This is a genomic window from Bradyrhizobium sp. 186 (assembly GCF_023101685.1).
Lineage (GTDB): Bacteria > Pseudomonadota > Alphaproteobacteria > Rhizobiales > Xanthobacteraceae > Bradyrhizobium.
The window spans coordinates 180,287-204,663 of sequence record NZ_CP082164.1 but is presented as its reverse complement, the minus strand read 5'-3'; the positions used below and the strand labels follow the sequence as shown (position 1 = coordinate 204,663).

The 24,377-nt window shown below is 64.0% G+C and carries 22 protein-coding genes; 16 read left to right on the top strand and 6 right to left on the bottom strand.

Annotation, left to right across the window (positions count from 1 at the left end):
• Positions 1-144: 144 nt before the first annotated feature.
• The 3 genes from IVB18_RS00980 (at position 145) to trmB (ending at position 2,508) form a co-directional block, all read left to right on the top strand.
• The gene (locus tag IVB18_RS00980) at positions 145-558 is read left to right on the top strand and encodes a helix-turn-helix transcriptional regulator (protein WP_247987488.1); all 414 of its coding nucleotides are present in this window, start codon (positions 145-147) and stop codon (positions 556-558) included.
• Between the two features lie 85 nt (positions 559-643).
• The gene (locus tag IVB18_RS00975) at positions 644-1,801 is read left to right on the top strand and encodes a M20 family metallopeptidase (RefSeq protein ID WP_247987487.1); all 1,158 of its coding nucleotides are present in this window, start codon (positions 644-646) and stop codon (positions 1,799-1,801) included.
• The gene (trmB, locus tag IVB18_RS00970; protein WP_247987486.1) at positions 1,798-2,508 is read left to right on the top strand and encodes a tRNA (guanosine(46)-N7)-methyltransferase TrmB; all 711 of its coding nucleotides are present in this window, start codon (positions 1,798-1,800) and stop codon (positions 2,506-2,508) included. The genes IVB18_RS00975 and trmB overlap by 4 nt, the downstream gene beginning before the upstream one ends.
• A 57-nt stretch (positions 2,509-2,565) precedes the next feature.
• Here trmB and IVB18_RS00965 read toward each other — a convergent pair whose 3' ends face one another.
• A complete protein-coding gene (locus tag IVB18_RS00965) occupies positions 2,566-3,648 on the bottom strand; it encodes a DUF2336 domain-containing protein (protein ID WP_247987485.1) in 1,083 nt (360 codons plus the stop codon).
• Between the two features lie 368 nt (positions 3,649-4,016).
• On the opposite strand from IVB18_RS00965, the gene rimP reads away from it, so the two are divergent.
• The 8 genes from rimP to pnp all read left to right on the top strand — a co-directional run bounded on the left by rimP (position 4,017) and on the right by pnp (position 14,368).
• A complete protein-coding gene (gene rimP, locus IVB18_RS00960) occupies positions 4,017-4,778 on the top strand; it encodes a ribosome maturation factor RimP (RefSeq protein WP_247987484.1) in 762 nt (253 codons plus the stop codon).
• A 2-nt stretch (positions 4,779-4,780) separates the two neighbouring features.
• Positions 4,781-6,391, top strand: a complete 1,611-nt coding sequence (gene nusA / locus IVB18_RS00955; protein ID WP_247987483.1) for a transcription termination factor NusA — start codon at positions 4,781-4,783, stop codon at positions 6,389-6,391.
• Between the two features lie 23 nt (positions 6,392-6,414).
• Entirely contained in the window at positions 6,415-7,098 is a 684-nt protein-coding gene (locus IVB18_RS00950; protein ID WP_247987482.1) for an RNA-binding protein, read from the top strand.
• A gap of 72 nt (positions 7,099-7,170) precedes the next feature.
• Entirely contained in the window at positions 7,171-9,858 is a 2,688-nt protein-coding gene (infB, locus tag IVB18_RS00945; protein WP_247987481.1) for a translation initiation factor IF-2, read from the top strand.
• A 155-nt stretch (positions 9,859-10,013) separates the two neighbouring features.
• Complete coding sequence (rbfA, locus tag IVB18_RS00940; protein WP_247987480.1) at positions 10,014-10,448, top strand: 30S ribosome-binding factor RbfA; 435 nt, start codon at positions 10,014-10,016, stop codon at positions 10,446-10,448.
• Positions 10,445-11,563, top strand: coding sequence for a tRNA pseudouridine(55) synthase TruB (gene truB / locus IVB18_RS00935; protein WP_247987479.1), 1,119 nt, complete (start codon positions 10,445-10,447; stop codon positions 11,561-11,563). The genes rbfA and truB overlap by 4 nt, the downstream gene beginning before the upstream one ends.
• Before the next feature lie 2 nt (positions 11,564-11,565).
• Complete coding sequence (gene rpsO, locus IVB18_RS00930) at positions 11,566-11,835, top strand: 30S ribosomal protein S15 (protein WP_247425875.1); 270 nt, start codon at positions 11,566-11,568, stop codon at positions 11,833-11,835.
• A 376-nt stretch (positions 11,836-12,211) separates the two neighbouring features.
• A complete protein-coding gene (pnp, locus tag IVB18_RS00925) occupies positions 12,212-14,368 on the top strand; it encodes a polyribonucleotide nucleotidyltransferase (protein WP_247987478.1) in 2,157 nt (718 codons plus the stop codon).
• 76 nt (positions 14,369-14,444) lie between these two features.
• Here pnp and katG read toward each other — a convergent pair whose 3' ends face one another.
• On the bottom strand, positions 14,445-16,613 hold the full coding sequence (gene katG / locus IVB18_RS00920) for a catalase/peroxidase HPI (RefSeq protein WP_247987477.1): 2,169 nt from the start codon (positions 16,611-16,613) through the stop codon (positions 14,445-14,447).
• Between the two features lie 113 nt (positions 16,614-16,726).
• Here katG and IVB18_RS00915 point away from each other — a divergent pair, with 113 nt between their 5' ends.
• Genes IVB18_RS00915 through IVB18_RS00905 form a run of 3 tightly spaced genes read left to right on the top strand, consistent with a single transcriptional unit; the run spans position 16,727 to position 18,725 of the window.
• Positions 16,727-17,653, top strand: a complete 927-nt coding sequence (locus IVB18_RS00915; RefSeq protein WP_247987476.1) for a hydrogen peroxide-inducible genes activator — start codon at positions 16,727-16,729, stop codon at positions 17,651-17,653.
• A gap of 14 nt (positions 17,654-17,667) precedes the next feature.
• On the top strand, positions 17,668-18,132 hold the full coding sequence (locus tag IVB18_RS00910) for a GNAT family N-acetyltransferase (protein WP_247987475.1): 465 nt from the start codon (positions 17,668-17,670) through the stop codon (positions 18,130-18,132).
• On the top strand, positions 18,129-18,725 hold the full coding sequence (locus IVB18_RS00905) for a glutathione S-transferase family protein (RefSeq protein WP_247987474.1): 597 nt from the start codon (positions 18,129-18,131) through the stop codon (positions 18,723-18,725). Before IVB18_RS00910 ends, IVB18_RS00905 begins: the two co-directional genes overlap by 4 nt.
• A gap of 14 nt (positions 18,726-18,739) precedes the next feature.
• Here the strand turns inward: IVB18_RS00905 and fabI are convergent, their stop codons facing one another.
• From fabI to fabA, 3 genes are all read right to left on the bottom strand, one after another.
• A complete protein-coding gene (gene fabI / locus IVB18_RS00900) occupies positions 18,740-19,546 on the bottom strand; it encodes an enoyl-ACP reductase FabI (protein ID WP_247987473.1) in 807 nt (268 codons plus the stop codon).
• 165 nt (positions 19,547-19,711) lie between these two features.
• Positions 19,712-20,935: a beta-ketoacyl-ACP synthase I gene (gene fabB, locus IVB18_RS00895; RefSeq protein ID WP_247987472.1), complete on the bottom strand. Its 1,224-nt coding sequence runs from the start codon at positions 20,933-20,935 to the stop codon at positions 19,712-19,714.
• Between the two features lie 39 nt (positions 20,936-20,974).
• A complete protein-coding gene (gene fabA, locus IVB18_RS00890) occupies positions 20,975-21,496 on the bottom strand; it encodes a bifunctional 3-hydroxydecanoyl-ACP dehydratase/trans-2-decenoyl-ACP isomerase (RefSeq protein ID WP_247987471.1) in 522 nt (173 codons plus the stop codon).
• A 350-nt stretch (positions 21,497-21,846) separates the two neighbouring features.
• On the opposite strand from fabA, the gene irrA reads away from it, so the two are divergent.
• Positions 21,847-22,338, top strand: coding sequence for an iron response transcriptional regulator IrrA (irrA, locus tag IVB18_RS00885; protein ID WP_027531564.1), 492 nt, complete (start codon positions 21,847-21,849; stop codon positions 22,336-22,338).
• 161 nt (positions 22,339-22,499) lie between these two features.
• Here the strand turns inward: irrA and IVB18_RS00880 are convergent, their stop codons facing one another.
• A complete protein-coding gene (locus IVB18_RS00880) occupies positions 22,500-23,030 on the bottom strand; it encodes an SH3 domain-containing protein (protein ID WP_247987470.1) in 531 nt (176 codons plus the stop codon).
• Positions 23,031-23,365: 335 nt separating this feature from the next.
• Between IVB18_RS00880 and IVB18_RS00875 the strand changes: the two genes are divergently transcribed.
• Entirely contained in the window at positions 23,366-24,367 is a 1,002-nt protein-coding gene (locus tag IVB18_RS00875; protein ID WP_247987469.1) for a D-glycerate dehydrogenase, read from the top strand.
• Positions 24,368-24,377 lie beyond the last annotated feature (10 nt).

Sequence of the window (24,377 nt, the reverse complement as noted above, 5' to 3'; positions counted from 1 at the left end):
CATTCTGCATTGGCTGCAAAAGACAGCGGTGCATTGCTAAATTTCTCCGCAATGTTTCCCCAATCAGAGTGAAGTTTTGACGTCGCTGTCACCCGAGGCAATACTTCCTATTGCGCCGAGGGTGGTGTTTGGAGGGCTGAGGAAATGTCGAAAGCGCCCAACCCTGTTGACAAATATGTCGGCAGTCGCGTGCGCATGCGCCGCATCATGTTGGGCATGAGCCAGGAAAAGCTCGGTGAAGCTTTAGGCCTGACTTTCCAGCAGATCCAGAAATACGAGAAGGGCACCAACCGCGTCGGCGCGAGCCGCATCCAGCAGATCTCCGAAATCCTCCAGGTGCCGGTGTCGTTCCTGTTCGAGGGCGGCCCGAGCGGCGTGGCAGGCCCGGACGGCTTCGCAGAAGGCGCCTCGCCCTCCTACGTCTCCGACTTTCTCGCGACCTCCGAAGGGCTCGCTTTGACCAAGGCGTTCACCCGAATCACGGATTCGAAGCTGCGCCGCTCCATCGTCGATCTCGTCGAACAGATCGCCGCCCGCGAGGGCCCCGACAAGCGCTGACGCGCCATCTCAATCCGGTTTGAGACTGCGTCAAATCTGGCCTATGTCGTCATTTGCGGGCGCGCCGTGGTGTGCGTCCTCCTCGATGATCCGATTCAAGGGCACAGATACTTCCATGACGGGCTCCAATTTGTTCGATTCCCAAACTATTCTCGATGGCATCCGCCGCTGGGTGGAGATCGAGACGCCGACGGAAGTGCCTGAACAAGTCAACAAGCTGATCTCGATGGTCGCGGAGCAATATCGCGATCTGCCTGTCACGCTCGAGCGCGTCGCCGGCATCGATGGCTGCGGCGATCATCTCGTGGTGCGCTCGACCTGCGGCCAGGACCAGCCGGGTATCCTGGTGCTGAGCCACCTCGATACCGTTCACCCCATGGGATTCATCGCGCGCCTGCCATTCAAGGTCGAAGGCGACAGCGCGTTCGGTCCCGGCATCTACGACATGAAGGGCGGCGCCTACATCGCCTATCACGCCTTTCGCGCGCTTTGCGCCACGGCCGATCGTTCGCCGCTCGGCATCACGCACGTGTTCACGTCCGACGAAGAGATCGGCAGCCCCACCTCGCGCGCGCTGATCGAGAAGGAGGGACGCAAGGCCAAATACGTGCTGGTGACGGAGCCGGCCCGCGACGGCGGCAAGATCGTCACCGGGCGCAAGGGCGTCGGACGATTCCAGGTGTTCATCAAGGGTGTGCCCGCGCATGCCGGGACGCGGCCCGAGGATGGCCGCAGCGCCGTCCGCGAACTCGCCAACGTCATCCAGGCGCTGGAGGGAATGAACGATCTGAAACGCGGCGTCACCGTCAATGTCGGCGTGGTGCGCGGCGGCTCGCGGCCCAACGTGACGCCGGAAGAGGCCTATGCCGAGATCGATCTGCGCGTGCCGAGCTTCGAAGACGCAGAGGAATTCGTCGGCAGGATTCTCGGTCTGGAATCGAAGACGGAAGGCGTTACAGTCAAGGTCACGGGCGAACTCAATCGTCCGCCCTATGAGAAGAGCAATTCCGGCGCATCGCTGTACGAGCATGCAAAGACACTCGCCGCGGAGATCGGCTTCGACCTGGTCGACACCCACACCGGCGGCGGCTCGGACGGCAATTTCACGGCGGCCAATACCGGCACGCTCGACGGACTCGGCGTCGACGGCAAGGGCGCGCACACCCATTATGAGCAGCTCTATGTCTCCTCGCTCGAACCGCGCGCGCGGCTGCTCTATCGCCTGTATCAGACGCTGCGATGAGCGAGCGCAAATCAGATCCCGGTCGCGACGACAGCGAGCGCGCGTTCTTCGGACGCCGCAAGGGCCACAAGCTCAGGCAGCACCAGGCCGAGCTGATCGATCATTTGCTGCCGCATCTTGCGCTCGATATCGCGACCGAGGTACCGGCGAATGCGTGCGAGATCTTCGATCCCGCAGCGGACGATGTGCGGCTCGAGATCGGCTTCGGCGGCGGCGAGCATCTTGCGGCGGAGGCGCAGAGCTTTCCAGCGACCGGCTTCATCGGCTGCGAACCCTATGTCAACGGCATGGCGAAAATCCTCGCGCAGATCGAGGCCGGCAAGATCGGCAATATCCGCCTGTTCGCAGGCGATGCCGCTGAGCTGCTGGCCTGGCTACCGCAAGCCTCGCTGTCGCGGATCGACTTGATCCATCCCGATCCCTGGCCGAAACGGCGGCACTGGAAGCGGCGCTTCGTTCAGGACAGGACGATCGCGGCGATGGCGCGTGTGCTGAAGCCAGGCGGCGAATTCCGCTTCGTCTGCGACATCGACGATTACTGCGCCTGGACGTTGTCGCATCTTTCGCGCTCGCCGGACTTCCAATGGCTCGCGGAGCGCGCCGACGATTTTCGGCGGCCCTGGGACGGCTACACCATGACGCGTTATGGCCGGAAAGCTGCGCGCGAGGGACGCAAGGCTGCGTATCTGCGATTTCGCAGGCTCTAGATTCTTGTTGACGCGTTTTCTTGACGCGAACCGGCGTCCACTTCGCTGGAAAACGATCTATATCGTCTGCCGGTTGCGCCAGAAATTCACGACGCGCTCGGCGGTCGCGGGCATCAGGCGCGTGAAGTTCATGCGCGCCGCCTCGATGTCCGCATCGGCGGGCGCGCGATGCGGCCCGTACCACACCAGGATGAGCGCGCGCACCGTGGGCCAGCTTAAATTCAACATCCGCCCCAGGATCAGAATTGGATCGTAGCGGTCGCCCGCGATCAGACGGTCGAGGATCGAGAGCCTAAGGCCGGACATCGCCGAGAGCGCGGCGATCGACTCCTCGTATTTGTGCGCCTTGGCGAATCCGAGCAGCGCGCTTTCGCCGAGATGACCGCCGCGATGCAGGCCGAGCACCGTGCGCTGCGCCGCCGAGAAATCGCGCCGCGGCCCGGGCGGCAGCGCGGCATCCTCGATCGAGACCATCGCGCGCTTGATCTGGACCTGGCGCGCGGGGTTGACCACGGTGGACAGGCGGCGGCGGATGACGTCGAGCGTGCCGTTCAGGAGCGCCTTGAGATGCTCGCCGGAAAGATCCTCGCGCTGGCCGATCTTGAGCGTCAGCACGCCGTCCTGGGCGGCGCGCTTGATCAACTCCGAATAGCCGTCCGGCGAGAACGTCGCGCCGGCATTGCCGGCGGCACGGCGCACCACGTCGCGATCACCGCGCTCGACCAGCACGTCGGTGACCTGCACCGACAATGTCGGCCGCTCCGTCATCGCCAGCAGATGGCCCTGGCCCTTCAGCCGTGCGATCTCGATTAGCGCGGCGTCATCGAGCACGGGCGAGCGCCGCAGCACGGGGCTTGCCACCATGATCTCGTTTTCGCGGGCGAGCTGACCCACGAGATGGGGCGGCGCATTGTTCAGGTGCGAGAAGCGCTCGGCGAGATCGACGCGCGAGGCAAGCTCTACATGAGGGACGAGATCGATCAGAAGATTGTCGAAGAGATCGACGAGGTCGGGACGGAGCTTTGCAGCATCGTGGAAGAACAATTCAGCGATGGCGCGCGCCACCTCGCCGCGGCGTCTCGGATCGCCGCGTTTGACGATATCGTCCAGTCCTGGAATGAGCGACGTGGCAACAGTCATGGAACGCTACTCGAATCTGGCACGCCGTGGGCGCGCCATAGGCTCAAGCCGCCCCACGATCGGGGAATTTAGGCCCCCTTGATGAAGGAAGCGTTGCGCGGGGGCGCCTCGAACCGGCCGCAAAAAGCCCGTCAACGCCTGGGATGGGCCTTGTCCGGGAGGACGGAAAGCGCTATATCAGCGCTAACTTCATCTTCTCATACGATCCGCGTAGTGAGAGTGGGCCCGAAAGGACCCGCTCTTTTTTATTACCTGAACGCGGCTTGGCGGAGGATGCGCGGACCGACTATCTGTCGGGACGAAGAGTTCCGAAGCAGGCTATGAATGTCTTAACCAAGCCTTAACCATCGAGCGCCTTGACCCTGGATATGACCGAACCGAACCCTGGTTCCACGGATGCCGAGTTGCTGGCCGAGCCACGGCTTGTGGTCGAGCCGGGCGTGGCGGCGCGGGTGTCCGCGATCGCAGGTCCGGTGCTCGAAGGCATGGGCTACCGGCTGGTGCGGATCCGCATTTCCGGGGAAGCCGGCTGCACCGTGCAGATCATGGCCGAGCGGCCGGATGGCACGATGCAGATCGAGGATTGCGAGGCGATCTCGCGGGCGCTGTCGCCCGTGCTGGACGTCGCCGACCCCATCGAGCGTGCCTACCGGCTCGAAATTTCCTCGCCGGGGATCGACCGGCCGCTGGTGCGTCGCTCCGATTTCGAGCGGTATACCGGTCATCTGGTCAAGGTCGAGATGGCAAACGCCCATGAGGGGCGGAAGCGGTTCCGTGGCACCCTCGCAGGCGTCGAGGGCGACCGCGTGCGGCTGATACGCGACGACGTCAAGGCCAAGACCAATGACGATGCCGAGGTCCTTCTGGTGATGGAGGATATCGGCGAGGCGCGGCTGGTGCTGACCGACGAGCTGGTCGCGGAATCCATGCGGCGCGGCAAGGCCGAGGCGCGCGAGATGCGCCGCAATCTCGGCTTGGAGCCGCCGGCTGCACCGCACGCCAGCATCAGTGAGAAGACGACCAAGAACACCAAGCCGCAAAAGAAGCCGGCCCCGACCAATACAAAGAAGCATCGCCTTGCTGCCGAACGAGCGCGGCGCGGCGAGATCGAGCCTGACGAAGGAGACTAGCCATGGCAGTCAGCGCCAATCGACTTGAACTGCTCCAGATCGCCGACGCCGTTGCGCGCGAAAAATCGATCGACCGCGGCATCGTCATCGCGGCGATGGAGGACGCCATCGCCAAGGCGGCGCGGGCACGTTACGGCAGTGAGACTGACGTTCATGCCGAGATCGACCCGAAGAAGGGCGAACTGCGGCTGTCGCGCCACATGCTGGTGGTCGACACGGTCGAAAACCATTCCAACCAGATCTCGCTGGCGGACGCGCAGCGCGCCAATCCCGGCGCCCAGGTCGGCGACACCATCGCCGACACCCTGCCGCCGCTGGAATACGGCCGTATCGCCGCGCAATCGGCCAAGCAGGTCATCGTGCAGAAGGTGCGCGAGGCCGAGCGCGACCGGCAATATCAGGAATTCAAGGACCGCATCGGCGACATCGTCAACGGCGTCGTCAAGCGCGTCGAATATGGCAGCGTGATCGTCGACCTCGGCCGTGGCGAAGCCATCATCCGCCGCGACGAGATGCTGCCGCGCGAAGTCTTCCGCAACGGCGACCGTGTCCGCGCCTACATCTTCGACGTCCGCCGCGAAACCCGCGGCCCGCAGATCTTCCTCTCCCGCACCCATCCGCAGTTCATGGCGAAGCTGTTCGCGCAGGAAGTGCCCGAGATCTATGACGGCATCGTCGAGATCAAGGCGGTGGCCCGCGATCCGGGCTCGCGCGCGAAAATCGGCGTGATTTCCCGCGATTCCTCGGTCGATCCGGTCGGCGCCTGCGTCGGTATGCGCGGCTCGCGCGTGCAGGCGGTGGTGAACGAATTGCAGGGCGAGAAGATCGACATCATTCCCTGGTCGCCCGACATCGCGACCTTCGTGGTTAACGCGCTGGCTCCGGCCGAAGTCTCCAAGGTCGTGATCGACGAGGACCGCGAGCGTATCGAAGTCGTGGTGCCCGACACCAACAACCAGCTCTCGCTGGCGATCGGCCGCCGCGGCCAGAACGTCCGTCTCGCCTCGCAGCTCACCGGCTGGGACATCGACATCCTGACCGAGCAGGAGGAATCGGAGCGCCGTCAGGCTGACTTCGAGAATTCCACCCGCGTTTTCATGGAATCGCTCAATGTCGACGAGGTCGTCGGCCAGTTGCTGGCGTCCGAAGGCTTCACCTCGGTCGAGGAACTCGCGATGGTGGATATCAAGGAACTCGCCGGCATCGAAGGCTTCGACGAGGAGACCGCGCAGGAACTTCAGAACCGCGCCCGCGAATATCTCGAGCAGCAGGAAGCCGAGCTCGAGACCAAGCGCAAGGAACTCGGCGTCGAGGACGCAGTCAAGGACGTGCCTGGCGTGACCTCGAAGATGCTGGTGAAGTTCGGCGAGAACGACATCAAGACCGTCGACGATCTCGCCGGCTGCGCCACCGACGATTTGGTCGGCTGGACCGAGCGCAAGGAAGGTGGCGAGCAGACCAAGTTCGCCGGCGCGTTCGAAGGCCTCGACGTCTCCCGCGACGATGCGGAAGCCATGATCATGCAGGCGCGCGTCAAGGCCGGCTGGATCACCGAAGCCGACTTGGCCAAGCCGGCCGAAGAGGCTGAGGCGGCCGAAGATCAGCCGGCTTAAGGGCAGCAGGAGATGTCGCCCGGATGCTTGCGGATACTGACCACGATCTCGACAATGGCCCGCGGACCGAAAGGTCCGCGACCACGCGGATGTGCGCGGTCAGCCGCGAGGTCCGGCCGATCGACGAGCTGATCCGCTTCGTCATTTCCCCCCAGGGCGACATAGTTCCCGATCTCAAGCGCAAGCTGCCCGGGCGCGGCATGTGGATATCGGCCTCGCGGCAGACGGTTGCGGAAGCCGTCCGTCGTCACCAGTTTAGCAAAGCCTTCAAGCGCGAGCTGCGCACTCCTCAGACGCTTCCGTCCGACATCGAGGTGCTCCTGGTCCGGAGCGTGATGGAAGCCCTTGGGATCGCCGCCAAGGCGCGCCAGATCGTGGCCGGCTTCGGCAAGGTCGAGAGCGCCCTGCGGGAAGGCACGGTCGAGGTCCTGATCCACGCTAGCGACGGGGCCGCGGACGGAATCCGCAAATTGGACATGCTGGCGCGTCAAAATGACGGGAATCGCGGCGCCAAGCCGCAGATTCCCGTCGTGACCGCACTGAAATCGGTAGAATTGGATTTGGCACTTACCCGGTCAAATGTGATACATGCTGCGCTGCTCGCGGGCCCGGCGAGCAGGTCATTCCTGTCACGTAGCCAGATGCTGGTCCGATACCGGATGGCGGACGATGACAAGATTACCGAAAAGCGCGGCCAGGATTTCTGAGAGACAACGATCACCCGATAGGACGGTGCGGCAACGCACAACGTTAACAAAGATCAGGATTAGGACTGCTGAATGGTTGATACCAAGACCCCTGGCGACAAGAAGCTGAGCGTTCCGAGCAAGACGCTATCGCTCAAGCCGCGCGTCGAAACGGGCACCGTGCGCCAGAGCTTCAGCCATGGCCGGAGCAAGCAGGTCGTGGTCGAGAAGCGCGGCAAGCGCCGTATCGACGGCGGCCCCGAGCCGCATGCGCCCGAGGCCGCCAAGCCGGCGCCGGTCGCGCCCGCTGCGGAGCCGCGCCCCGTGCCGAAGGCTGCCCCGCCGCGCAACGCCGGTTCCGGCGTGGTGCTGCGTACGCTGACCGAGGACGAACGTTCGGCCCGCGCCAGTGCGCTCGCCGATGCCAAGGTGCGTGAAGTCGAGGAGCGCCGTCAGGCCGAAGACGAAGCCCAGCGCCGCGCCGTCCGCGAAAGCGCCGAGCGCGTCGAGCGCGAGGCCGCCGAAGCCCGCCGCAAGGCCGAGGACGAGCGCCATCGCCACGAAGAGGAAGCCAAGCGCAAGGCCGAGACCGAGGCCAAGAAGCGCTTTGGCGAGGGTGAACAGTCGCAATCTGCGGCTCGGGCTGCGACGGCCGCACCGGCCACCAGCGCACCGCGATCCGCGACGACCACGTCACGACCTGCGACCACCACAGCGCGACCTGCGACGACGACCGCACAGCGGCCGGCCGGCGCGCCAGGTCGTGCCCCCGGGGTCGCGGCCGGGCCGGACGAAGAGGAGGCTCCGCGCCAGATCCGTCGCGGTCCCGGCGGCGCCATGCGTCCCGTGGCAGCCCCCAAGACCACCCACAAGCCGGGTCCGCAGAAGGAGCGCGGCCGCCTGACGCTCGTCACCGCGCTCAGTGCCGGCGACGTGCGTGAGCGCTCGATCGCGTCGTTCCGCCGCCGCACCCAGCGCCTGAAGGGCCACGTCTCGAACGAGCCGAAGGAAAAACTTATCCGCGAGGTGGTCATTCCGGAAGCGATCGCCATCCAGGAACTCGCCAACCGCATGGCCGAGCGCGCGGTCGACGTCATCCGCATGCTGATGAAGCAGGGCGCGATGCACAAGATCACCGACGTGATCGATGCCGACACCGCCCAGCTCATCGCTGAGGAACTCGGCCACACCGTGAAGCGCGTGGCGGCCTCCGACGTCGAAGAAGGCCTGTTCGACGCCATCGAAGATTCCAGCGACACCGAGCCACGCTCGCCGGTCGTGACCGTGATGGGCCACGTCGACCACGGCAAGACCTCGTTGCTCGACGCGCTCCGCCACGCCAACGTTGTCTCCGGCGAAGCCGGCGGCATCACCCAGCATATCGGCGCCTATCAGGTGGTGTCGCCCGAAAGCGGCAAGAAGATCACCTTCATCGACACGCCCGGCCACGCTGCGTTCACCGCAATGCGCGCCCGCGGCGCCAAGGTGACCGACATCGTCGTGCTGGTGGTTGCGGCCGATGACGGCGTGATGCCGCAGACGATCGAAGCCATCAACCACGCCAAGGCGGCGCGCGTGCCGATCATCGTTGCCATCAACAAGATCGACAAGCCCGACGCGAAGCCCGAGCGCGTGCGCACCGAGCTGCTCCAGCACGAGGTGCAGGTGGAGTCGTTCGGCGGCGAAGTCGTCGACGTCGAAGTGTCCGCGAAAAACAAGACCAATCTCGACAAGCTGCTCGAGATGATCGCGCTCCAGGCCGACATCCTCGACCTGAAAACCAACTCCGAGCGCCCGGCCGAAGGCACCGTGATCGAGGCCAAGCTCGACCGCGGCCGTGGTCCGGTCGCGACCGTGCTGGTCCAGCGCGGCACGCTTCGTGTCGGCGACATCATCGTCGCCGGCGCCGAGATGGGCCGCGTCCGCGCACTGATCTCCGATCAGGGCGAGACGGTGCAGGAAGCAGGTCCGTCGGTGCCGGTCGAGGTGCTCGGCTTCAACGGCCCGCCGGAAGCTGGCGATCGTCTCGCGGTCGTCGAGAACGAAGCCCGCGCCCGCCAGGTCACCAGCTACCGCGCCCACCAGAAGCGCGAGAACGCGGCGGCCTCGATCTCCGGCATGCGCGGCTCGCTCGAGCAGATGATGTCGCAGTTGAAGACGGCGGGCCGCAAGGAATTCCCGCTGATCATCAAGGCCGACGTGCAGGGCTCGCTGGAAGCGATCCTCGGCTCGCTGGAGAAGCTCGGCACCGACGAAGTCGCCGCCCGCATCCTGCATGCCGGCGTCGGCGGCATCTCGGAATCCGACGTCACGCTGGCGGAAGGTTTCAACGCCGCGATCATCGGGTTCTCGGTTCGAGCCAACAAGGAGGCGGCCGCGGCCGCCAAGCGCAACGGCATCGAGATCCGCTACTACAACATCATCTACGACCTCGTGGACGACGTGAAGAAGGCGATGAGCGGCCTGCTCGCGCCGACCTTGCGCGAAACCATGCTCGGCAATGCCGCCATCCTGGAGATCTTCAACATCTCCAAGGTCGGCAAGGTCGCCGGCTGCCGCGTCACCGACGGCACCGTGGAACGCGGCGCCAATGTGCGCCTGATCCGCGACAACGTCGTCGTGCACGAAGGCAAGCTGTCGACGCTGAAGCGCTTCAAGGACGAAGTGAAGGAAGTCCAGGCCGGCCAGGAATGCGGCATGGCCTTCGAGAACTATCACGACATGCGTGCCGGTGACGTGATCGAGTGTTATCGCGTGGAGACGATCCAGCGCTCCCTGTAAGTCCAAATCTTACCGAAGCGTCCGGATCTTTTTGAACTGAAATTGCGAGAACGCGATGGCCGGATTTTTCCGGCCATCCGCGCCTCATTCGTTTCAACAGGACAAATGACAATGCCCGTGTCGCAAACACGGGCATGACGAGGTGATTTTCAGCAATGCCCCGCCACCATCAGAAGAAAAGTTCCGCGCCAGGCGGAGGCTCGCAGCGTCAGCTGCGGGTCGGCGAGCAGGTTCGCCACGCGATAGCCGATATTCTGGCGCAAGGCAGCGTGCATGATGCGGACCTTGAAGGCCACATCGTCACCGTGCCGGAGGTACGGATGTCGCCCGACCTGAAGCTCGCGACAGTCTATGTGATGCCGCTTGGTGGCCGCGACACCGAGGTCGTGATCGCTGCGCTCGAACGCAACAAGAAATTCCTGCGCGGCGAGGTCGCGCGGCGCGTTAACCTGAAATTTGCACCTGACCTTCGCTTCCGCGTCGACGAACGATTCGACGAAGCGGAACGGATCGAGAAGCTTTTGCGAACGCCTGCGGTGCAGAAGGACCTGGAACAGGATCCGGATTCGGATCGGGAAGAAGAACAATGACGATGGACCCCGCTCACGGTACGATCGGCGGCGAAGAGCCTGATGTGCGCGACGTGCAGAAAAATAATTTTGCAGACGTCGGCGGCGATGCTCAGCCGCATCAGGAGCCGCGCCGCGTCAACAACGATCCACGTGCCAACAAGCAGAAGGGCAATCAGCCGCGCCGCGACCGGCGCGACGTCCACGGCTGGGTCGTGCTCGACAAGCCGATCGGCATGACCTCGACACAGGCCGTTGCCGTGCTCAAGCGCCTGTTCCAGGCCAAGCGCGCCGGCCATGCCGGCACGCTCGATCCGCTCGCCTCCGGCGGCCTGCCGATCGCGCTCGGGGAAGCCACCAAGACGGTTCCCTTCGTCATGGACGGGCGCAAGCGCTACCGCTTCACCGTGTGCTGGGGCGAGGAGCGCGACACCGACGATATCGAGGGCCGGGTCACCGCGACCTCCGACCAGCGGCCGACCCGGGAGGCTATCGAGGCCCTGCTGCCCCGTTTCACCGGGGTGATCGAGCAGGTCCCGCCGCGTTATTCCGCGATCAAGGTCCAAGGCGAGCGCGCCTATGACCTCGCCCGCGACGGCGAGATCGTGGAGCTGGCCCCCCGCCCGGTCCAGATTCACCATTTATCCCTTGTAGATCAACCAGATAAGGACCGGTCGACGTTCGAGGCCGAGTGCGGCAAGGGCACCTATGTCCGCGCGCTGGCCCGCGATATGGGCCGGATTCTCGGCACCTATGGCCATATCTGCGCGCTGCGGCGGACCCTGGTCGGCCCATTCGGCGAGAACGACATGATTCCGCTGGATCAGCTGGAGGCTTTGTGCGATAGAGCCGCGTCCGGCGAGGGCAGCCTCGCCGACGCGCTTATGCCCGTTGAGACCGCGCTGGACGACATCCCGGCACTGGCCGTCACTCGGGCTGATGCGGCAAGGCTCCATCGGGGCCAGGCCGTTTTGTTGCGCGGACGGGATGCGCCCAATTGTAGCGGCACAGTCTATGTCACGGTGGCAGGCCGGCTTCTCGCGCTTGCTGAAGTTGGCAATGGCGAAATCATCCCCAAGCGTGTGTTCAACCTGACCGGCCTGACTGCCAACTCCGGTCGCAACGAGAGAAATTGACGATGTCGATTGCCGCAGAACGCAAAGCGGAAGTCATCAAGACGAATGCCAACAAAGCCGGCGACACCGGTTCGCCCGAGGTGCAGGTCGCGATCCTTTCGGAACGCATCAACAACCTCACGAGCCATTTCAAGACCCACGTGAAGGACAACCATTCGCGTCGCGGCCTCTTGAAGCTGGTCTCGACGCGCCGCTCGCTCCTCGACTATGTGAAGAAGAAGGACGAGGCGCGCTACAAGGCGTTGCTCGAGAAGCACAACATTCGTCGTTAAGTGTTCCTGCGCGCGCCAATGGCGCGCGTTTTCGCGCGTGGTTTCGAACGAAAGCGTTTGTTTAAAGGTTTTTGATCGAGGCTGCGTGCGCGTCGGGTGCGAGCCAACGATGATTCGCATCCGGGGCATGATGGGCGAAGACCGCGTTTCGGTGTTCGCGTTCGTGCCGACTGACAGTCCAGCAGCAATCCGGCGGCTGGGCGCAACGGGCAAGGCGCCCGTATGACCCGAAAAGATGGACGCCATCCGAAATCCAAAAACCATGGCAGGATCGCAGGACGCTGATCGCCCGCTCCGATCAACGTCCCGCAATCTTGCGCATGGTTTTTGTTTTTCGACCCGTCCTTCTTTCGAGAACCCATGAAAGAAGACATCTATGTTCAATAAGCATTCCGTCGAGATCGACTGGGGCGGACGCCCTCTCAAGCTCGAAACCGGCAAGATCGCACGCCAGGCCGACGGCGCCGTCGTCGCCACCTACGGCGAGACCGTGGTGCTCGCCACCGTCGTCGCGGCGAAGTCGCCGCGCGAAGGCGTCGACTTCCTGCCGCTGACCGTCGACTATCAGGAAAAGACCTACGCCGCGGGCCGCATTCCCGGCGGCTATTTCAAGCGCGAGGGCCGTCCGACCGAGAAGGAGACGCTGGTCTCCCGCCTGATCGACCGTCCTATCCGTCCGCTGTTCGTCGACGGCTGGCGCAACGAGACCCAGGTGATCGTCACCGTGCTGTCGCACGACATGGAGAACGATCCCGATATCGTGGCGCTGGTGGCATCGTCGGCTGCGCTGACCCTGTCGGGCGCTCCCTTCAAGGGTCCGATCGGCGCAGCGCGCGTCGGCTTCGTCAATGACGAATACGTGCTCAATCCGACCCTCGACGAGATGGTCGACACCCAGCTCGACCTCGTCGTCGCCGGCACCGCCGACGCCGTGCTGATGGTGGAATCGGAAGCCAAGGAACTGAACGAAGACATCATGCTCGGCGCGGTGATGTTCGGTCACCGCCACTTCCAGCCGGTGATCAACGCGATCATCGAGCTTGCCGAGAAGGCCGCGAAGGAGCCGCGCGAGGTCACCACGATCGACAATTCGGCGCTCGAAAAGGAAATGCTCGGCATCGTCGAGCAGGAGCTGCGCGACGCCTACGCCATTCCGGTCAAGCAGGATCGCTACGCCGCGGTCGGCAAGGTCAAGGAAAAGGTGATCGCCCATTATTTCCCTGAAGGGCAGGAGCCGAAATACGACAAGCTGCGCATCGGCGGCGTGTTCAAGGAGCTCGAAGCCAAGATCGTTCGCTGGAACATCCTCGATACCGGCAAGCGCATCGACGGCCGTGATTCCAAGACCGTGCGCAACATCATCGCCGAAGTCGGCGTGCTGCCCCGCGCTCACGGCTCGGCGCTGTTTACCCGCGGTGAGACCCAGGCGGTGGTCGTGACCACGCTCGGCACCGGCGAGGACGAGCAGTACATCGACGCGCTGTCGGGAACGTACAAAGAGACGTTCCTGCTGCACTACAACTTCCCTCCCTACTCGGTCGGTGAGACCGGTCGCCTCGGCGGCACCAAGCGCCGCGAGATCGGCCACGGCAAGCTTGCCTGGCGCGCGATCCACCCGGTGCTGCCGCCGCATCACGAGTTCCCCTACACGATCCGCGTGGTCTCGGAGATCACCGAATCCAACGGCTCTTCGTCGATGGCTTCGGTCTGCGGCGCTTCGCTCGCGCTGATGGACGCCGGCGTGCCGTTGAAGCGGCCGACCGCGGGCATCGCGATGGGCCTGATCCTCGAAGACAAGCGCTTCGCGGTTCTGTCGGACATCCTCGGTGACGAGGACCATCTCGGCGACATGGACTTCAAGGTCGCCGGCACCGAGCAGGGCATCACCTCGCTCCAGATGGACATCAAGATCGAGGGCATCACCGAGGAGATCATGAAGGTCGCGCTCGGCCAGGCCAAGGATGGGCGTATCCACATCCTCGGCGAGATGTCCAAGGCGCTCACCAATGCGCGCGCCGAGCTCGGCGAATACGCGCCGCGCATCGAGACCTTCAAGATCGCCACCGACAAGATCCGCGAAGTGATCGGCACCGGCGGCAAGGTGATCCGCGAGATCGTCGAGAAGACCGGCGCCAAGGTCAACATCGAGGACGACGGCACCGTGAAGGTCGCTTCCAGCGACGGCGAGGCGATGAAGGCCGCGATCAAGTGGATCAAGTCGATCGCCTCCGATCCGGAAGTCGGCCAGATCTATGAGGGCACCGTCGTCAAGGTGATGGAGTTCGGCGCCTTCGTGAATTTCTTCGGCTCCAAGGACGGCCTCGTCCACATCAGCCAGCTCGCTTCGGCGCGCGTGCAGAAGACCTCCGACGTCGTCAAGGAAGGCGACAAGGTCAAGGTCAAGCTGCTCGGCTTCGACGACCGCGGCAAGACGCGGCTGTCGATGAAGGTGGTCGACCAGGAGACCGGCGAGGACCTCGAGGCCAAGGGTGCCGACGGCCAGCAGGCTCCCCGCGAAGCGGCCGGCGAGTAAACGCCAGCACATATCGGAAAAACGAAGGGCGGCCTCACGGCCGCCCTTTTTGTTGAACGCTTGCTGATCGTCAGGATCAGGCGGCGAGATCGAACCGGTCGAGGTTCATCACCTTGGTCCAGGCCGTCGCAAAGTCCTTCACGAACTGCTCCTTGGCGTCCGACGAGGCATAGACCTCGGCGAAGGCGCGGAGCTGCGAGTGCGAGCCGAAGATCAGGTCGGCGCGGGTGCCGGTCCACTTCACCGCATTGGTCTTGCGGTCGCGTGCTTCGTAGGTGCCGTCCGTGCCGGCCGGGGCCCACTGCGTGCTCATGTCGAGCAGGTTGACGAAGAAGTCGTTGGTCAGCGTTCCCACCTTCGAGGTGAGGACGCCGTTCTTCGAATCACCGGCATTGGCGCCGAGCACGCGCAGGCCGCCGACGAGCACAGTCAGCTCGGGCCCGCTGAGCCGCAGCAGCTGCGCGCGATCGACGAGAGCTTCCTCGGGCATCATGAACTGATGCCGCTTGCCAGTGTAGTTGCGGAAACCATCGACCCGCGGCTCGAGCGGTGTGAAGGAAGCAGCGTCAGTCTGCTCCTGCGAGGCATCCATGCGGCCCGGCGTGAAGGAGACCTTCACGTCGACGCCGGCGTCCTTCGCGGCTTTCTCGACCGCGGCAGTGCCGCCGAGCACGATCAGGTCTGCAAGAGAGACCTTCTTCGCACCGGCCGAAGCGTTGAACTCCTTCTGGATCGCTTCGAGCTTGCCGAGAACCTTCGAGAGCTGGGCCGGCTGGTTCACCTCCCAGTCCTTCTGGGGGCTGAGGCGAATGCGCGCGCCGTTGGCGCCGCCGCGCTTGTCCGAGCCGCGGAACGTCGATGCCGACGCCCACGCCGTCGAGACCAGCTCCGGCACCGAGAGACCCGAGGCCAGGATCTTCGTCTTCAGCGAGGCGATGTCCTGATCACTTGCCAGCTCGTGATTCACCGCCGGAATCGGATCCTGCCAGATCAGCGTCTCCTTCGGCACCAGCGGACCGAGATAGCGCACGATCGGTCCCATGTCGCGATGGGTGAGCTTGAACCAGGCGCGGGCAAAGGCGTCCGCGAACTGATCGGGATGCTCGAAGAAACGCCGCGAGATCTTCTCGTAGGCCGGATCGAGGCGCAGCGAGAGGTCGGTCGTCAGCATCGTCGGCAGATGCTTCTTGGACTTGTCGAACGCGTCCGGGATGCTCGCCTCCGCACCCTTGGCCTTCCACTGCTGCGCGCCCGCCGGGCTCTTCGTCAGCTCCCATTCGTACTTGAACAGGTTCTCGAAGAAGAAATTGCTCCACTTCGTGGGAGTCTGCGTCCAGGTGACTTCCGGGCCGCCGGTGATCGCATCGGCGCCGACGCCGGTGCCATGCTTGCTCTTCCAGCCGAGGCCCTGATCCTCGAGCGCGCCCGCTTCCGGCTCAGGCCCGACGAGCGACGGATCGCCTGCGCCATGGGTCTTGCCGAAGGTGTGACCGCCGGCGATCAGCGCGACGGTCTCCTCGTCGTTCATTGCCATGCGGAAGAAGGTCTCGCGGATGTCCTTTGCCGCAGCGATCGGATCCGGCTTGCCGTTAGGTCCCTCCGGATTGACGTAGATCAGGCCCATCTGCACCGCGCCAAGCGGCTCGGCCAGCTGGCGCTCGCCGCTGTAGCGTTCGTCGCCCAGCCAGGTGCCTTCAGGACCCCAATACAATTCTTCCGGCTCCCAGACGTCGGCGCGGCCGCCGGCGAAACCGAACGTCTTGAAGCCCATCGATTCCAGCGCGACGTTGCCGGCGAGCACCATCAGGTCGGCCCATGAGATCTTGCGGCCGTATTTCTGCTTGATCGGCCAGAGCAGCCGGCGCGCCTTGTCGAGGTTGGCGTTGTCGGGCCAGCTGTTGAGCGGAGCGAAGCGCTGCTGGCCAGCACCGGCGCCACCGCGGCCGTCGGTGATACGGTAGGTGCCCGCGCTGTGCCAGGCCATGCGGATCATGAGACCGCCGTAATGGCCGAAGTCGGCGGGCCACCATTCCTGCGACTCCGTCATCAGCGCGGTCAGGTCCTTGATGACCGCGTTCAGGTCGAGGCTCTTGAACTCCTTGGCATAGTCGAATTCCTTGCCCATCGGATCGGACAGGCCGGAATTCTTATGCAGCATCTCGATGCTGAGCTGAGTTGGCCACCAGTCGCGGTTCGCCCGCGCGGGTTTTCCGCCCGGAAACGGGCACTTCGAAGTGTCGTCCATGAATACCTCCTCTGGTGGCGTCAGACTGCGCCTTTGACCAGGTAAAACCACTCTAAGCCTCGCATCCTATCAGGGGAAGTTGACTTTAATGATCGCTGCGATAGGATTTTCTGATGGTCAACGTGACGATGCGCCAGCTCCGGTATTTCGATGCGCTGGCGCGTCAGGGCCATTTCGGCCGTGCGGCAGAGGCGTGCTCGATCTCGCAGCCGGCCCTGTCGATGCAGATCAAGGAACTGGAGGAGGCGCTCGGCGGCCTGCTGCTGGAGCGCAGCGCCCGGCAGGTGGCGCTGACGCGGTTCGGCGAAGAGCTCGCGCCGCGCGTCCGCGATATCCTGCGCTCGGTCGACGAGCTCGGCGATTTCGCGCGCGCCTCACAGGACCGGTTTGCCGGCCGCCTGCGCATCGGCATGATCCCGACAATCGCGCCCTATCTCTTGCCCAAGATCACCAAGAATCTCACACGCATGCACCCGGAGCTCGACATCCGCGTCCGCGAGACGATGACGCCGCGGCTGATCCAGGAACTGGTCGAAGGCCGCCTCGACACCGCCATCGTCGCACTGCCGGTGTCCGAACCCTCACTCACCGAGGTCGCATTGTTCGAGGAGAAGTTCTTGCTGGTCCGCCCGGGCACGGACGAGGGAACGCCAGCACCTTCCCGGGAGATGATGCGGGAAATGCGGCTGTTGCTACTCGAAGAGGGGCACTGCTTCCGCGATCAAGCGCTGTCGTTCTGCAACATGCAATCGGCGCCGCCACGCGAGATGTTGGATGCGAATTCGCTGTCGACGCTGGTCCAGATGGTCAGCGCCGGCATCGGCGTCACCCTGATTCCTGAAATGGCCGTGCCGGTGGAAACGCGATCGGCCTCGGTCTCGCTCTCGCGCTTCCGCGACCCGGAGCCCTCGCGCACCATCGGCATGGTCTGGCGCAAGACCAGCCCGCTGGCGCGGCAGCTGCTGCAAATTTCCGAGGTGGTGTGCCTGTCGGCCGGCAAGGCGCGCCCGCAGCAAATTGCGCTCAGCCACCGGGCTTGAACGAAGAGCACCCCATGTCCGATCCGATCATCCGATCCGGCCACGCGGACGAATATGACGAGATCGCCCGGGTCTGGATGCAGAGCTGGGTTTCGACCGGGCTCGCCGAGGCGAGCAACTTCCTGCTCGCGAATCTGCGCGCGCGTATCAGGCGCGAGATCGAGGGCGGTTGGAGCCTGTTCGTCGCCGACGATCACGGCACGATCGCCGCAATGCTGGCATTGCATCTACCGAAGCTCTATCTCGACCAGCTCTTCGTTGCACCCGCCTACCAGGGCAAATCGCTCGGCCGGAAACTGCTCGCCTTCACACGTACGCAACTGCCGGATGAAATATACCTGCGTTGCGTGCGCGAGAACGAAAAGGCCTGGCGCTGGTACGAGCGTGAGGGCTTTGTGTTCGAGAAGGAAGGGATCGAGCCGTCGAACGGGTTTACGATGAAGTATTGCCGGTGGAAGAAAAAAGGAAACGCGCCATGATCAAGCTCTATTGGTCGCCCCGCTCACGCTCCTTCACCACGCTCTGGCTGATGGAAGAGAGCGGACTGCCCTATGAGCGCGTGCTGACCGACATTTCGACCCGCGCGCAGAAGGCGCCGGATTTCCTCAAGGTCAATCCGATGGGCAAGGTGCCGGCGCTGACCGATGGTGACGCCGCGCTCGCCGAAGCGGCGGCAATCTGCGCCTATGTTGCCGACCGCTATCCCGAGACGAAGCTCGCGCCGCCTGTGACCGATCCGCGCCGCGCGCGCTATCTGCAATGGCTGTTCTTCTCGCCGGGCTGCATCGAGCCCGCCATCATCCAGATCTTCACCAAGATCGAGATCCCGGCCTCGACAGCGGCCTGGGGCAGCGCGACGCAGGTCTTCGACGTGCTGGAAGCTGCGCTCGCCAAAGGACCATGGATTCTCGGCGAGGAATTTTCCGCCGCGGATATCACGGTCGGGTCGGGCCTGAATTTCGCGGTGCGCCTGTTCAAGATGGTGCCGTCGCGTCCGGCCTTCGAAGCTTATCTGGCGCGCTGCATGGCGCGACCGGCCTTCCAGCGCGCGGAGAAGATCGCGGCGGGATAATAGCCGCTAGCACCTTAGTCCTGCTCCGACGCCTTCATATCCTCCGGCTTCGGCATCAGGACGATGTTGTAGCCGGAATCGACATAGTGGATTTCGCCGGTCACGCCGCCGGACAGGTCCGACAACAGATACAGCGCCGAGCCGCCAAGCTCGTCGAGCGTGACACCGCGACCGAGCGGCGAGTGCTTCTGCTGGAATGCGAACATCGCGCGCGCCTCGCCGATGCCGGAGCCGGCGAGCGTGCGCACGGGGCCGGCGGAGATCGCGTTGACGCGGATGCCGCGCGGTCCGAAATCCGCGGCGAGATAGCGCACGGATGCTTCCAGCGCTGCCTTGGCGACGCCCATCACGTTGTAATTCGGCATCGCGCGCATCGAGGCGCCGTAGGTCAGCGTGATCATGCTGCCGCCCTGCGGCATCAGCTCGGCGGCGCGCTTGGCCACCTCCGTGAAGGAGAAGCAGGAGATCACCATGGTGCGCGAAAAGTTCTCGCGGCTGGTGTCGGCGTAGCGGCCCTTCAGCTCGTTCTTGTCGGCGAAGCCGATCGCATGAATCACGAAGTCGAGCTGTCCCCATTTTTCGCGCAGCGCAGCAAACGTGGCATCGACGCTGGCGAGGTCCTCGACATCGCAGGGCAGCACCAGCTCCACACCGAGCTGCTCCGCCAGCGGCTTGACGCGCTTGCCCTGGGCGTCGCCCTGGAAGGTGAAGGCGAGCTCGGCGCCATGGGCATGCAGCGTCTTCGCCATGCCCCAGGCGATGGAGTGATCATTGGCGATGCCCATGATCAGACCGCGCTTGCCCTTCATCAATTCCTGCATCTTTTCGATCGCTTTCCGTTTTCGTCATGGCCGGGCTTGTCCCGGGCATCCACGCCCTTTGCAGCCGCCCGCCAAGACGTGGATGGCCGGGACATCTAGCGCGAAGACGCGCTTCGCGCTTTTGCCGGCCATGACAAGAAAATCAATGACGCGTCGACAAAGACGTCACGCATCCAGCCGGCTGAACACCAGCGTGGCGTTGGTGCCGCCGAAGCCGAAGGAGTTCGACAGCACGGCGCCGATTTTGACGTTGTCGATGCGCTTGCGCACGATCGGCATGTCGGCGAACACGGGATCGAGCTCCTGGATGTGCGCGCTCTCGCAGATGAAGCCATTGTTCATCATCAGCAGCGAGTAGATCGCCTCCTGCACGCCGGTCGCGCCCAGCGAGTGGCCGGTCAGCGCCTTGGTCGCCGAGATCGGCGGGCACTTCTCGCCGACGCCGAAAACCCTTCGGAGCGCTTCGATCTCCGGCGGATCGCCGGCCGGCGTCGAAGTAGCGTGCGGGTTGATGTAGTCGACCTTGGTCTTCACCGTCGACATCGCCATGCGCATGCAGCGCTCGGCGCCCTCGCCGGAAGGAGCGACCATGTCATAGCCGTCGGACGTCGCGCCGTAGCCGACGATCTCGCCATAGATGCGCGCGCCGCGCGCCTTGGCATGATCGAGCTCTTCCAGCACCAGCACGCCGGCGCCGCCGGCGATGACGAAGCCGTCGCGGTTGACGTCGTAAGGACGCGACGCCGTGGCGGGCGTATCGTTGTACTTCGAGGACATCGCGCCCATGGCGTCGAACAGCACCGACAGCGACCAGTCCAGCTCCTCGCAGCCGCCGGCGAAGATGACGTCCTGCTTGCCGATCTGGATCGTCTCATAGGCATTGCCGACGCAGTGGTTCGACGTGGCGCAGGCCGACGAGATCGAATAGTTCACGCCCTTGATCTTGAACCAGGTCGCGAGCGTTGCCGACGCCGTTGACGACATCGCCTTCGGCACTGCAAACGGGCCGACGCGCTTCGGCCCCTTGGTGCGGGTGATGTCGGCGGCCTCGACGATGGTGCGGGCGGACGGGCCGCCGGACCCCATGATGATGCCGGTGCGGACATTGGAGACTTCGTCAGGTCCGAGACCGGAATCCTGGATCGCCTGCTCCATCGCAATGTGATTCCACGCAGCACCCTGGCCGAGGAAGCGCATCGCACGCCGGTCGACAACCGTCGCAGGATCGATCGTCGGCGCACCCTGCACCTGCGAACGGAAGCCGAGCTCGGCATATTTCTCAGCCCGCGAAATGCCCGACTTCGCCTCGTGAAGGCTCGCAAGCACTTCCTGGGTGTTGTTTCCGATGGAGGAGACAATGCCCATCCCGGTGACCACAACCCGCCTCATGACAGCCTCGCCTCAATCGTTGTCTTCTTGGTGATGCGCTCAGCCCAGGCTCGTGCCCTGCTTGAACAGGCCGACCTTCAGATCCTTCGCGCGATAGATAATCTGGTCATCGACCGAAAGCCATCCGTCGGCGATACCGAGCACCAGCTTTGAACGCATCACGCGCTTGATATCGATGTTGTACACAACCTTGCGGGCCTCGGGCAGCACCTGGCCGCTGAACTTCAACTCGTTCAGGCCAAGCGCGCGGCCGCGACCTTCACCGCCGCTCCAGCCTAAATAAAAGCCGACCATTTGCCACAGCGCATCGAGGCCGAGGCAGCCGGGCATCACCGGGTCGTTCTTGAAGTGGCAGCCGAAAAACCAGAGGTCGGGCTTCACGTCGAGCTCGGCGCGCACCACTCCCTTGCCGAATTCACCGCCGGTCTCGCTGATTTCCGCAATGCGGTCGAACATGAGCATCGGCGGCAGCGGCAATTGCGCGTTGCCCGGGCCGAACATCTCGCCGCGGGCACATGCCAGCAAATCCTCGTATTCGTAACCGTTGCGCCTGTTCAACATGCGGAAGCCTCTTTTCTAACCCCGATTGAGCGGCGTTTCTGGCAAAAATGGGCCCCGTCTTGCTCGGAAGCAACGCCCATTGCCGTCGTCAGGCGCGAATACCGAGAGCCCGGATGGTCTGCGGACCAAGCCTCAATGCTTGGCTGCGCCAAAATCGGTTAAGCGGAACCGGGCGCTCTCTAACACAGGCTATTTCGGGTGGCAAAGTGGTCTCATGAAGGTAAAATGACGCCCATCCCTCCCCGGTTCCAAGCTTGATTAGAACCGCTCTAGTTGCGAGAAACTTGCATCTGCATCTATCTCTCCTTATATTGCAGAGAGGTAGTGTTCACGCGTGCCCGAATTTGGAAATGAGCGAAAACAACGCGACCCATCACGACGAAGACGCCCATGCGGCGGCCCTTCTGTCCGGCCGCCAGCCGGCCCTGACCGGCTGCCCCTGGCACGACGTCAACGAAATGCTGCAGTCCGCCGGCCTCCGGCCGACGCGCCAGAGGATGGCGCTTGGCTGGCTGCTGTTCGGCAAGGGTGCACGCCATCTCACGGCTGAAATGCTCTACGAGGAAGCGACGCTGGCCAAGGTCCCGGTCTCGCTGGCCACCGTCTACAACACGCTGAACCAGCTCACCGATGCCGGCCTGCTGCGTCAGGTCAGCGTCGACGGCACCAAGACCTATTTCGACACCAACGTCACCACGCACCACCACTATTACCTCGAGAACAGCCACGAGCTGGTCGACATCGAGGATCCGCATCTGGCGCTGTCCAAGATGCCGGAGGTGCCGGAGGGTTACGAGATCGCGCGCATCGACATGGTCGTGCGCCTGCGCAAGAAGCGCTGAGATTTCTCTCTTCCGTTGTCCCGGCGAAGGCCGGGACCCATACCGCGAGGTTTATCGGTAGGCGCAGGTGTCTGTACCGCGGGACAACCGGGTAACCACCAGTCTTCGCCAAATTTCTCCCTGTGATTATGGGTCCCGGCCTTCGCCGGGACGACATAACGTCAGTTCACCTGTTCGTCCGAGTAGACGCCCCAGAGGCGTTCCTGCTGGATCCAGCCGTCGAAGCCGTTGCCGGTGACGCGGCACCAGTTCGCGGTGCACTTCTTCACCTGCGTGACGACACCAACCTGGAGCTTTGCCGCGATCGCGCTGTCGGGATCGGCCCGGTCATAGATCGGTGCGAGCTCGTCCTTGTGCTTCATGGTGACGACCGCAGTGCGGCGGCCCGATAGCAGCGAGTGATAGACCCAGCCTTCGGAGCCTTCGGAATCACGCACCCGGCGCCAGTTCTCGAACTCCGCGGTGATCTCGACCGGCAGGCCGGAGCGGGTGTAGACCCAGGCCACGTCATTGTCCTTGGTCGGGCCGGCGCGGACGTTCACGTGATCCGACTTGAGGCTGACATAGCGCGGCACTGGCAGGCCGCTGGCTGTCTGAGGTGTATTATCTTTCGCCGAATGCCCGGGGCTGACCGAGGCGCTCAACCAGCCGCAAACGAGCGCCATCACCGCACAAAAACGCCCCAACGCCATCAACCCGTCTCCTGTCGAGGACCGGCTGAGCCGGGTCCTCACCCCAAAGTCCAAAACCCCGCCGCGCAGCCCTTGTCCCGCCCCACGCGGGTGTTCCCGAAGCGAGATCCGCAAGCCAGACCCGTGGTTCTTGTCTTGGCCCAGTCTTCTGCTAGAGAGGACGGGCGCTTGAACAACCAGTTTGCCCCGATTTTCCGCGTGGAAATGTCGGGAGCGCTTGAAGGAAACGCCGGGGACGACGCGGCAAGCGCAGTGTCGAACAACCGGGTTAATGAGGCCTGAACGGCCAGCCTTTGGCGACAGAGGCGGCTTGCGACGCCTGATGAGAGCAGGAAATGTCGGTGAAGAAAAAGCCCCTCGTCGTCGTGACGCGCAAGCTGCCGGATTCGATCGAGACGCGGATGCGCGAACTGTTCGACGCGCGGATCAATCTCGATGACACGCCGATGTCGCCCGAGCAGATCGCGGAAGCCGCGCGCACCGCCGACGTGCTGGTTCCGACCGTCACCGACCATATCACCGCCGACATCATCAACCAGCCCGACTGCAAGCTCCGCCTGATCGCGAATTTCGGCAACGGCGTCGACAATATCGATGTCGAGGCCGCGCATGCCCGCGGCATTACCGTCACCAACACGCCGAAGGTTTTGACCGAAGACACCGCCGACATGACCATGGCGCTGGTCCTGGCCGTGCCGCGCCGGATGATCGAAGGCGCCTCCATTCTGACGGAAGGGAAACCCTGGGCCGGCTGGTCGCCGACCTGGATGCTCGGTCATCGCATCGGCGGAAAGCGGCTCGGCATCATCGGCATGGGCCGCATCGGCCAGGCGGTCGCACGTCGCGCCCGCGCCTTCGGCTTGCAGATCCACTATCACAACCGCCGGCCCGTGGCGCCGAAGATCGCCGAAGAGCTTGGCGCGACCTATTGGGAAAGCCTCGACCAGATGCTGGCGCGGATGGACATCATCTCGGTGAACTGTCCGCACACGCCGGCAACCTATCATCTGCTCTCGGCGCGGCGGCTGAAGCTGATCCGCAAAGACGCCTACATCGTCAACACCGCGCGCGGCGGGGTGACCGACGAGGATACGCTGATCAAGCTCATCGAAGCCGGCGAAATCGGCGGCGCCGGCCTCGACGTCTACGAGCACGAGCCTGCGGTCAATCCAAAACTGGTGCGGCTCGCCAAGGCCGGCAAGGTGACGCTGCTGCCGCATATGGGCTCGGCCACCATCGAAGGCCGCGTCGAGATGGGCGAGAAGGTGATCATCAACATCCGCACCTTCCTCGACAATCACAAGCCGCCGGATCGCGTGCTGCCGAGCATGCTCTAAGGATTATTGT

Bases quoted from the DNA above. Each gene is read 5' to 3' on its own strand.
- IVB18_RS00950 (WP_247987482.1), top strand. From the start codon at position 6,415: ATGCTTGCGGATACTGACCACGATCTCGACAATGGCCCGCGGACCGAA.
- pnp (WP_247987478.1), top strand. From the start codon at position 12,212: ATGTTCAATAAGCATTCCGTCGAGATCGACTGGGGCGGACGCCCTCTC.
- IVB18_RS00905 (WP_247987474.1), top strand. From the start codon at position 18,129: ATGATCAAGCTCTATTGGTCGCCCCGCTCACGCTCCTTCACCACGCTC.
- IVB18_RS00965 (WP_247987485.1), bottom strand. From the start codon at position 3,648: ATGACTGTTGCCACGTCGCTCATTCCAGGACTGGACGATATCGTCAAA.
- truB (WP_247987479.1), top strand. From the start codon at position 10,445: ATGACGATGGACCCCGCTCACGGTACGATCGGCGGCGAAGAGCCTGAT.
- nusA (WP_247987483.1), top strand. From the start codon at position 4,781: ATGGCAGTCAGCGCCAATCGACTTGAACTGCTCCAGATCGCCGACGCC.
- IVB18_RS00910 (WP_247987475.1), top strand. From the start codon at position 17,668: ATGTCCGATCCGATCATCCGATCCGGCCACGCGGACGAATATGACGAG.
- rbfA (WP_247987480.1), top strand. From the start codon at position 10,014: ATGCCCCGCCACCATCAGAAGAAAAGTTCCGCGCCAGGCGGAGGCTCG.
- fabI (WP_247987473.1), bottom strand. From the start codon at position 19,546: ATGCAGGAATTGATGAAGGGCAAGCGCGGTCTGATCATGGGCATCGCC.
- IVB18_RS00875 (WP_247987469.1), top strand. From the start codon at position 23,366: ATGTCGGTGAAGAAAAAGCCCCTCGTCGTCGTGACGCGCAAGCTGCCG.
- infB (WP_247987481.1), top strand. From the start codon at position 7,171: ATGGTTGATACCAAGACCCCTGGCGACAAGAAGCTGAGCGTTCCGAGC.
- fabA (WP_247987471.1), bottom strand. From the start codon at position 21,496: ATGTTGAACAGGCGCAACGGTTACGAATACGAGGATTTGCTGGCATGT.
- IVB18_RS00975 (WP_247987487.1), top strand. From the start codon at position 644: ATGATCCGATTCAAGGGCACAGATACTTCCATGACGGGCTCCAATTTG.
- IVB18_RS00915 (WP_247987476.1), top strand. From the start codon at position 16,727: ATGGTCAACGTGACGATGCGCCAGCTCCGGTATTTCGATGCGCTGGCG.
- rpsO (WP_247425875.1), top strand. From the start codon at position 11,566: ATGTCGATTGCCGCAGAACGCAAAGCGGAAGTCATCAAGACGAATGCC.
- fabB (WP_247987472.1), bottom strand. From the start codon at position 20,935: ATGAGGCGGGTTGTGGTCACCGGGATGGGCATTGTCTCCTCCATCGGA.
- IVB18_RS00880 (WP_247987470.1), bottom strand. From the start codon at position 23,030: ATGGCGTTGGGGCGTTTTTGTGCGGTGATGGCGCTCGTTTGCGGCTGG.
- katG (WP_247987477.1), bottom strand. From the start codon at position 16,613: ATGGACGACACTTCGAAGTGCCCGTTTCCGGGCGGAAAACCCGCGCGG.
- IVB18_RS00980 (WP_247987488.1), top strand. From the start codon at position 145: ATGTCGAAAGCGCCCAACCCTGTTGACAAATATGTCGGCAGTCGCGTG.
- rimP (WP_247987484.1), top strand. From the start codon at position 4,017: ATGACCGAACCGAACCCTGGTTCCACGGATGCCGAGTTGCTGGCCGAG.
- trmB (WP_247987486.1), top strand. From the start codon at position 1,798: ATGAGCGAGCGCAAATCAGATCCCGGTCGCGACGACAGCGAGCGCGCG.
- irrA (WP_027531564.1), top strand. From the start codon at position 21,847: ATGAGCGAAAACAACGCGACCCATCACGACGAAGACGCCCATGCGGCG.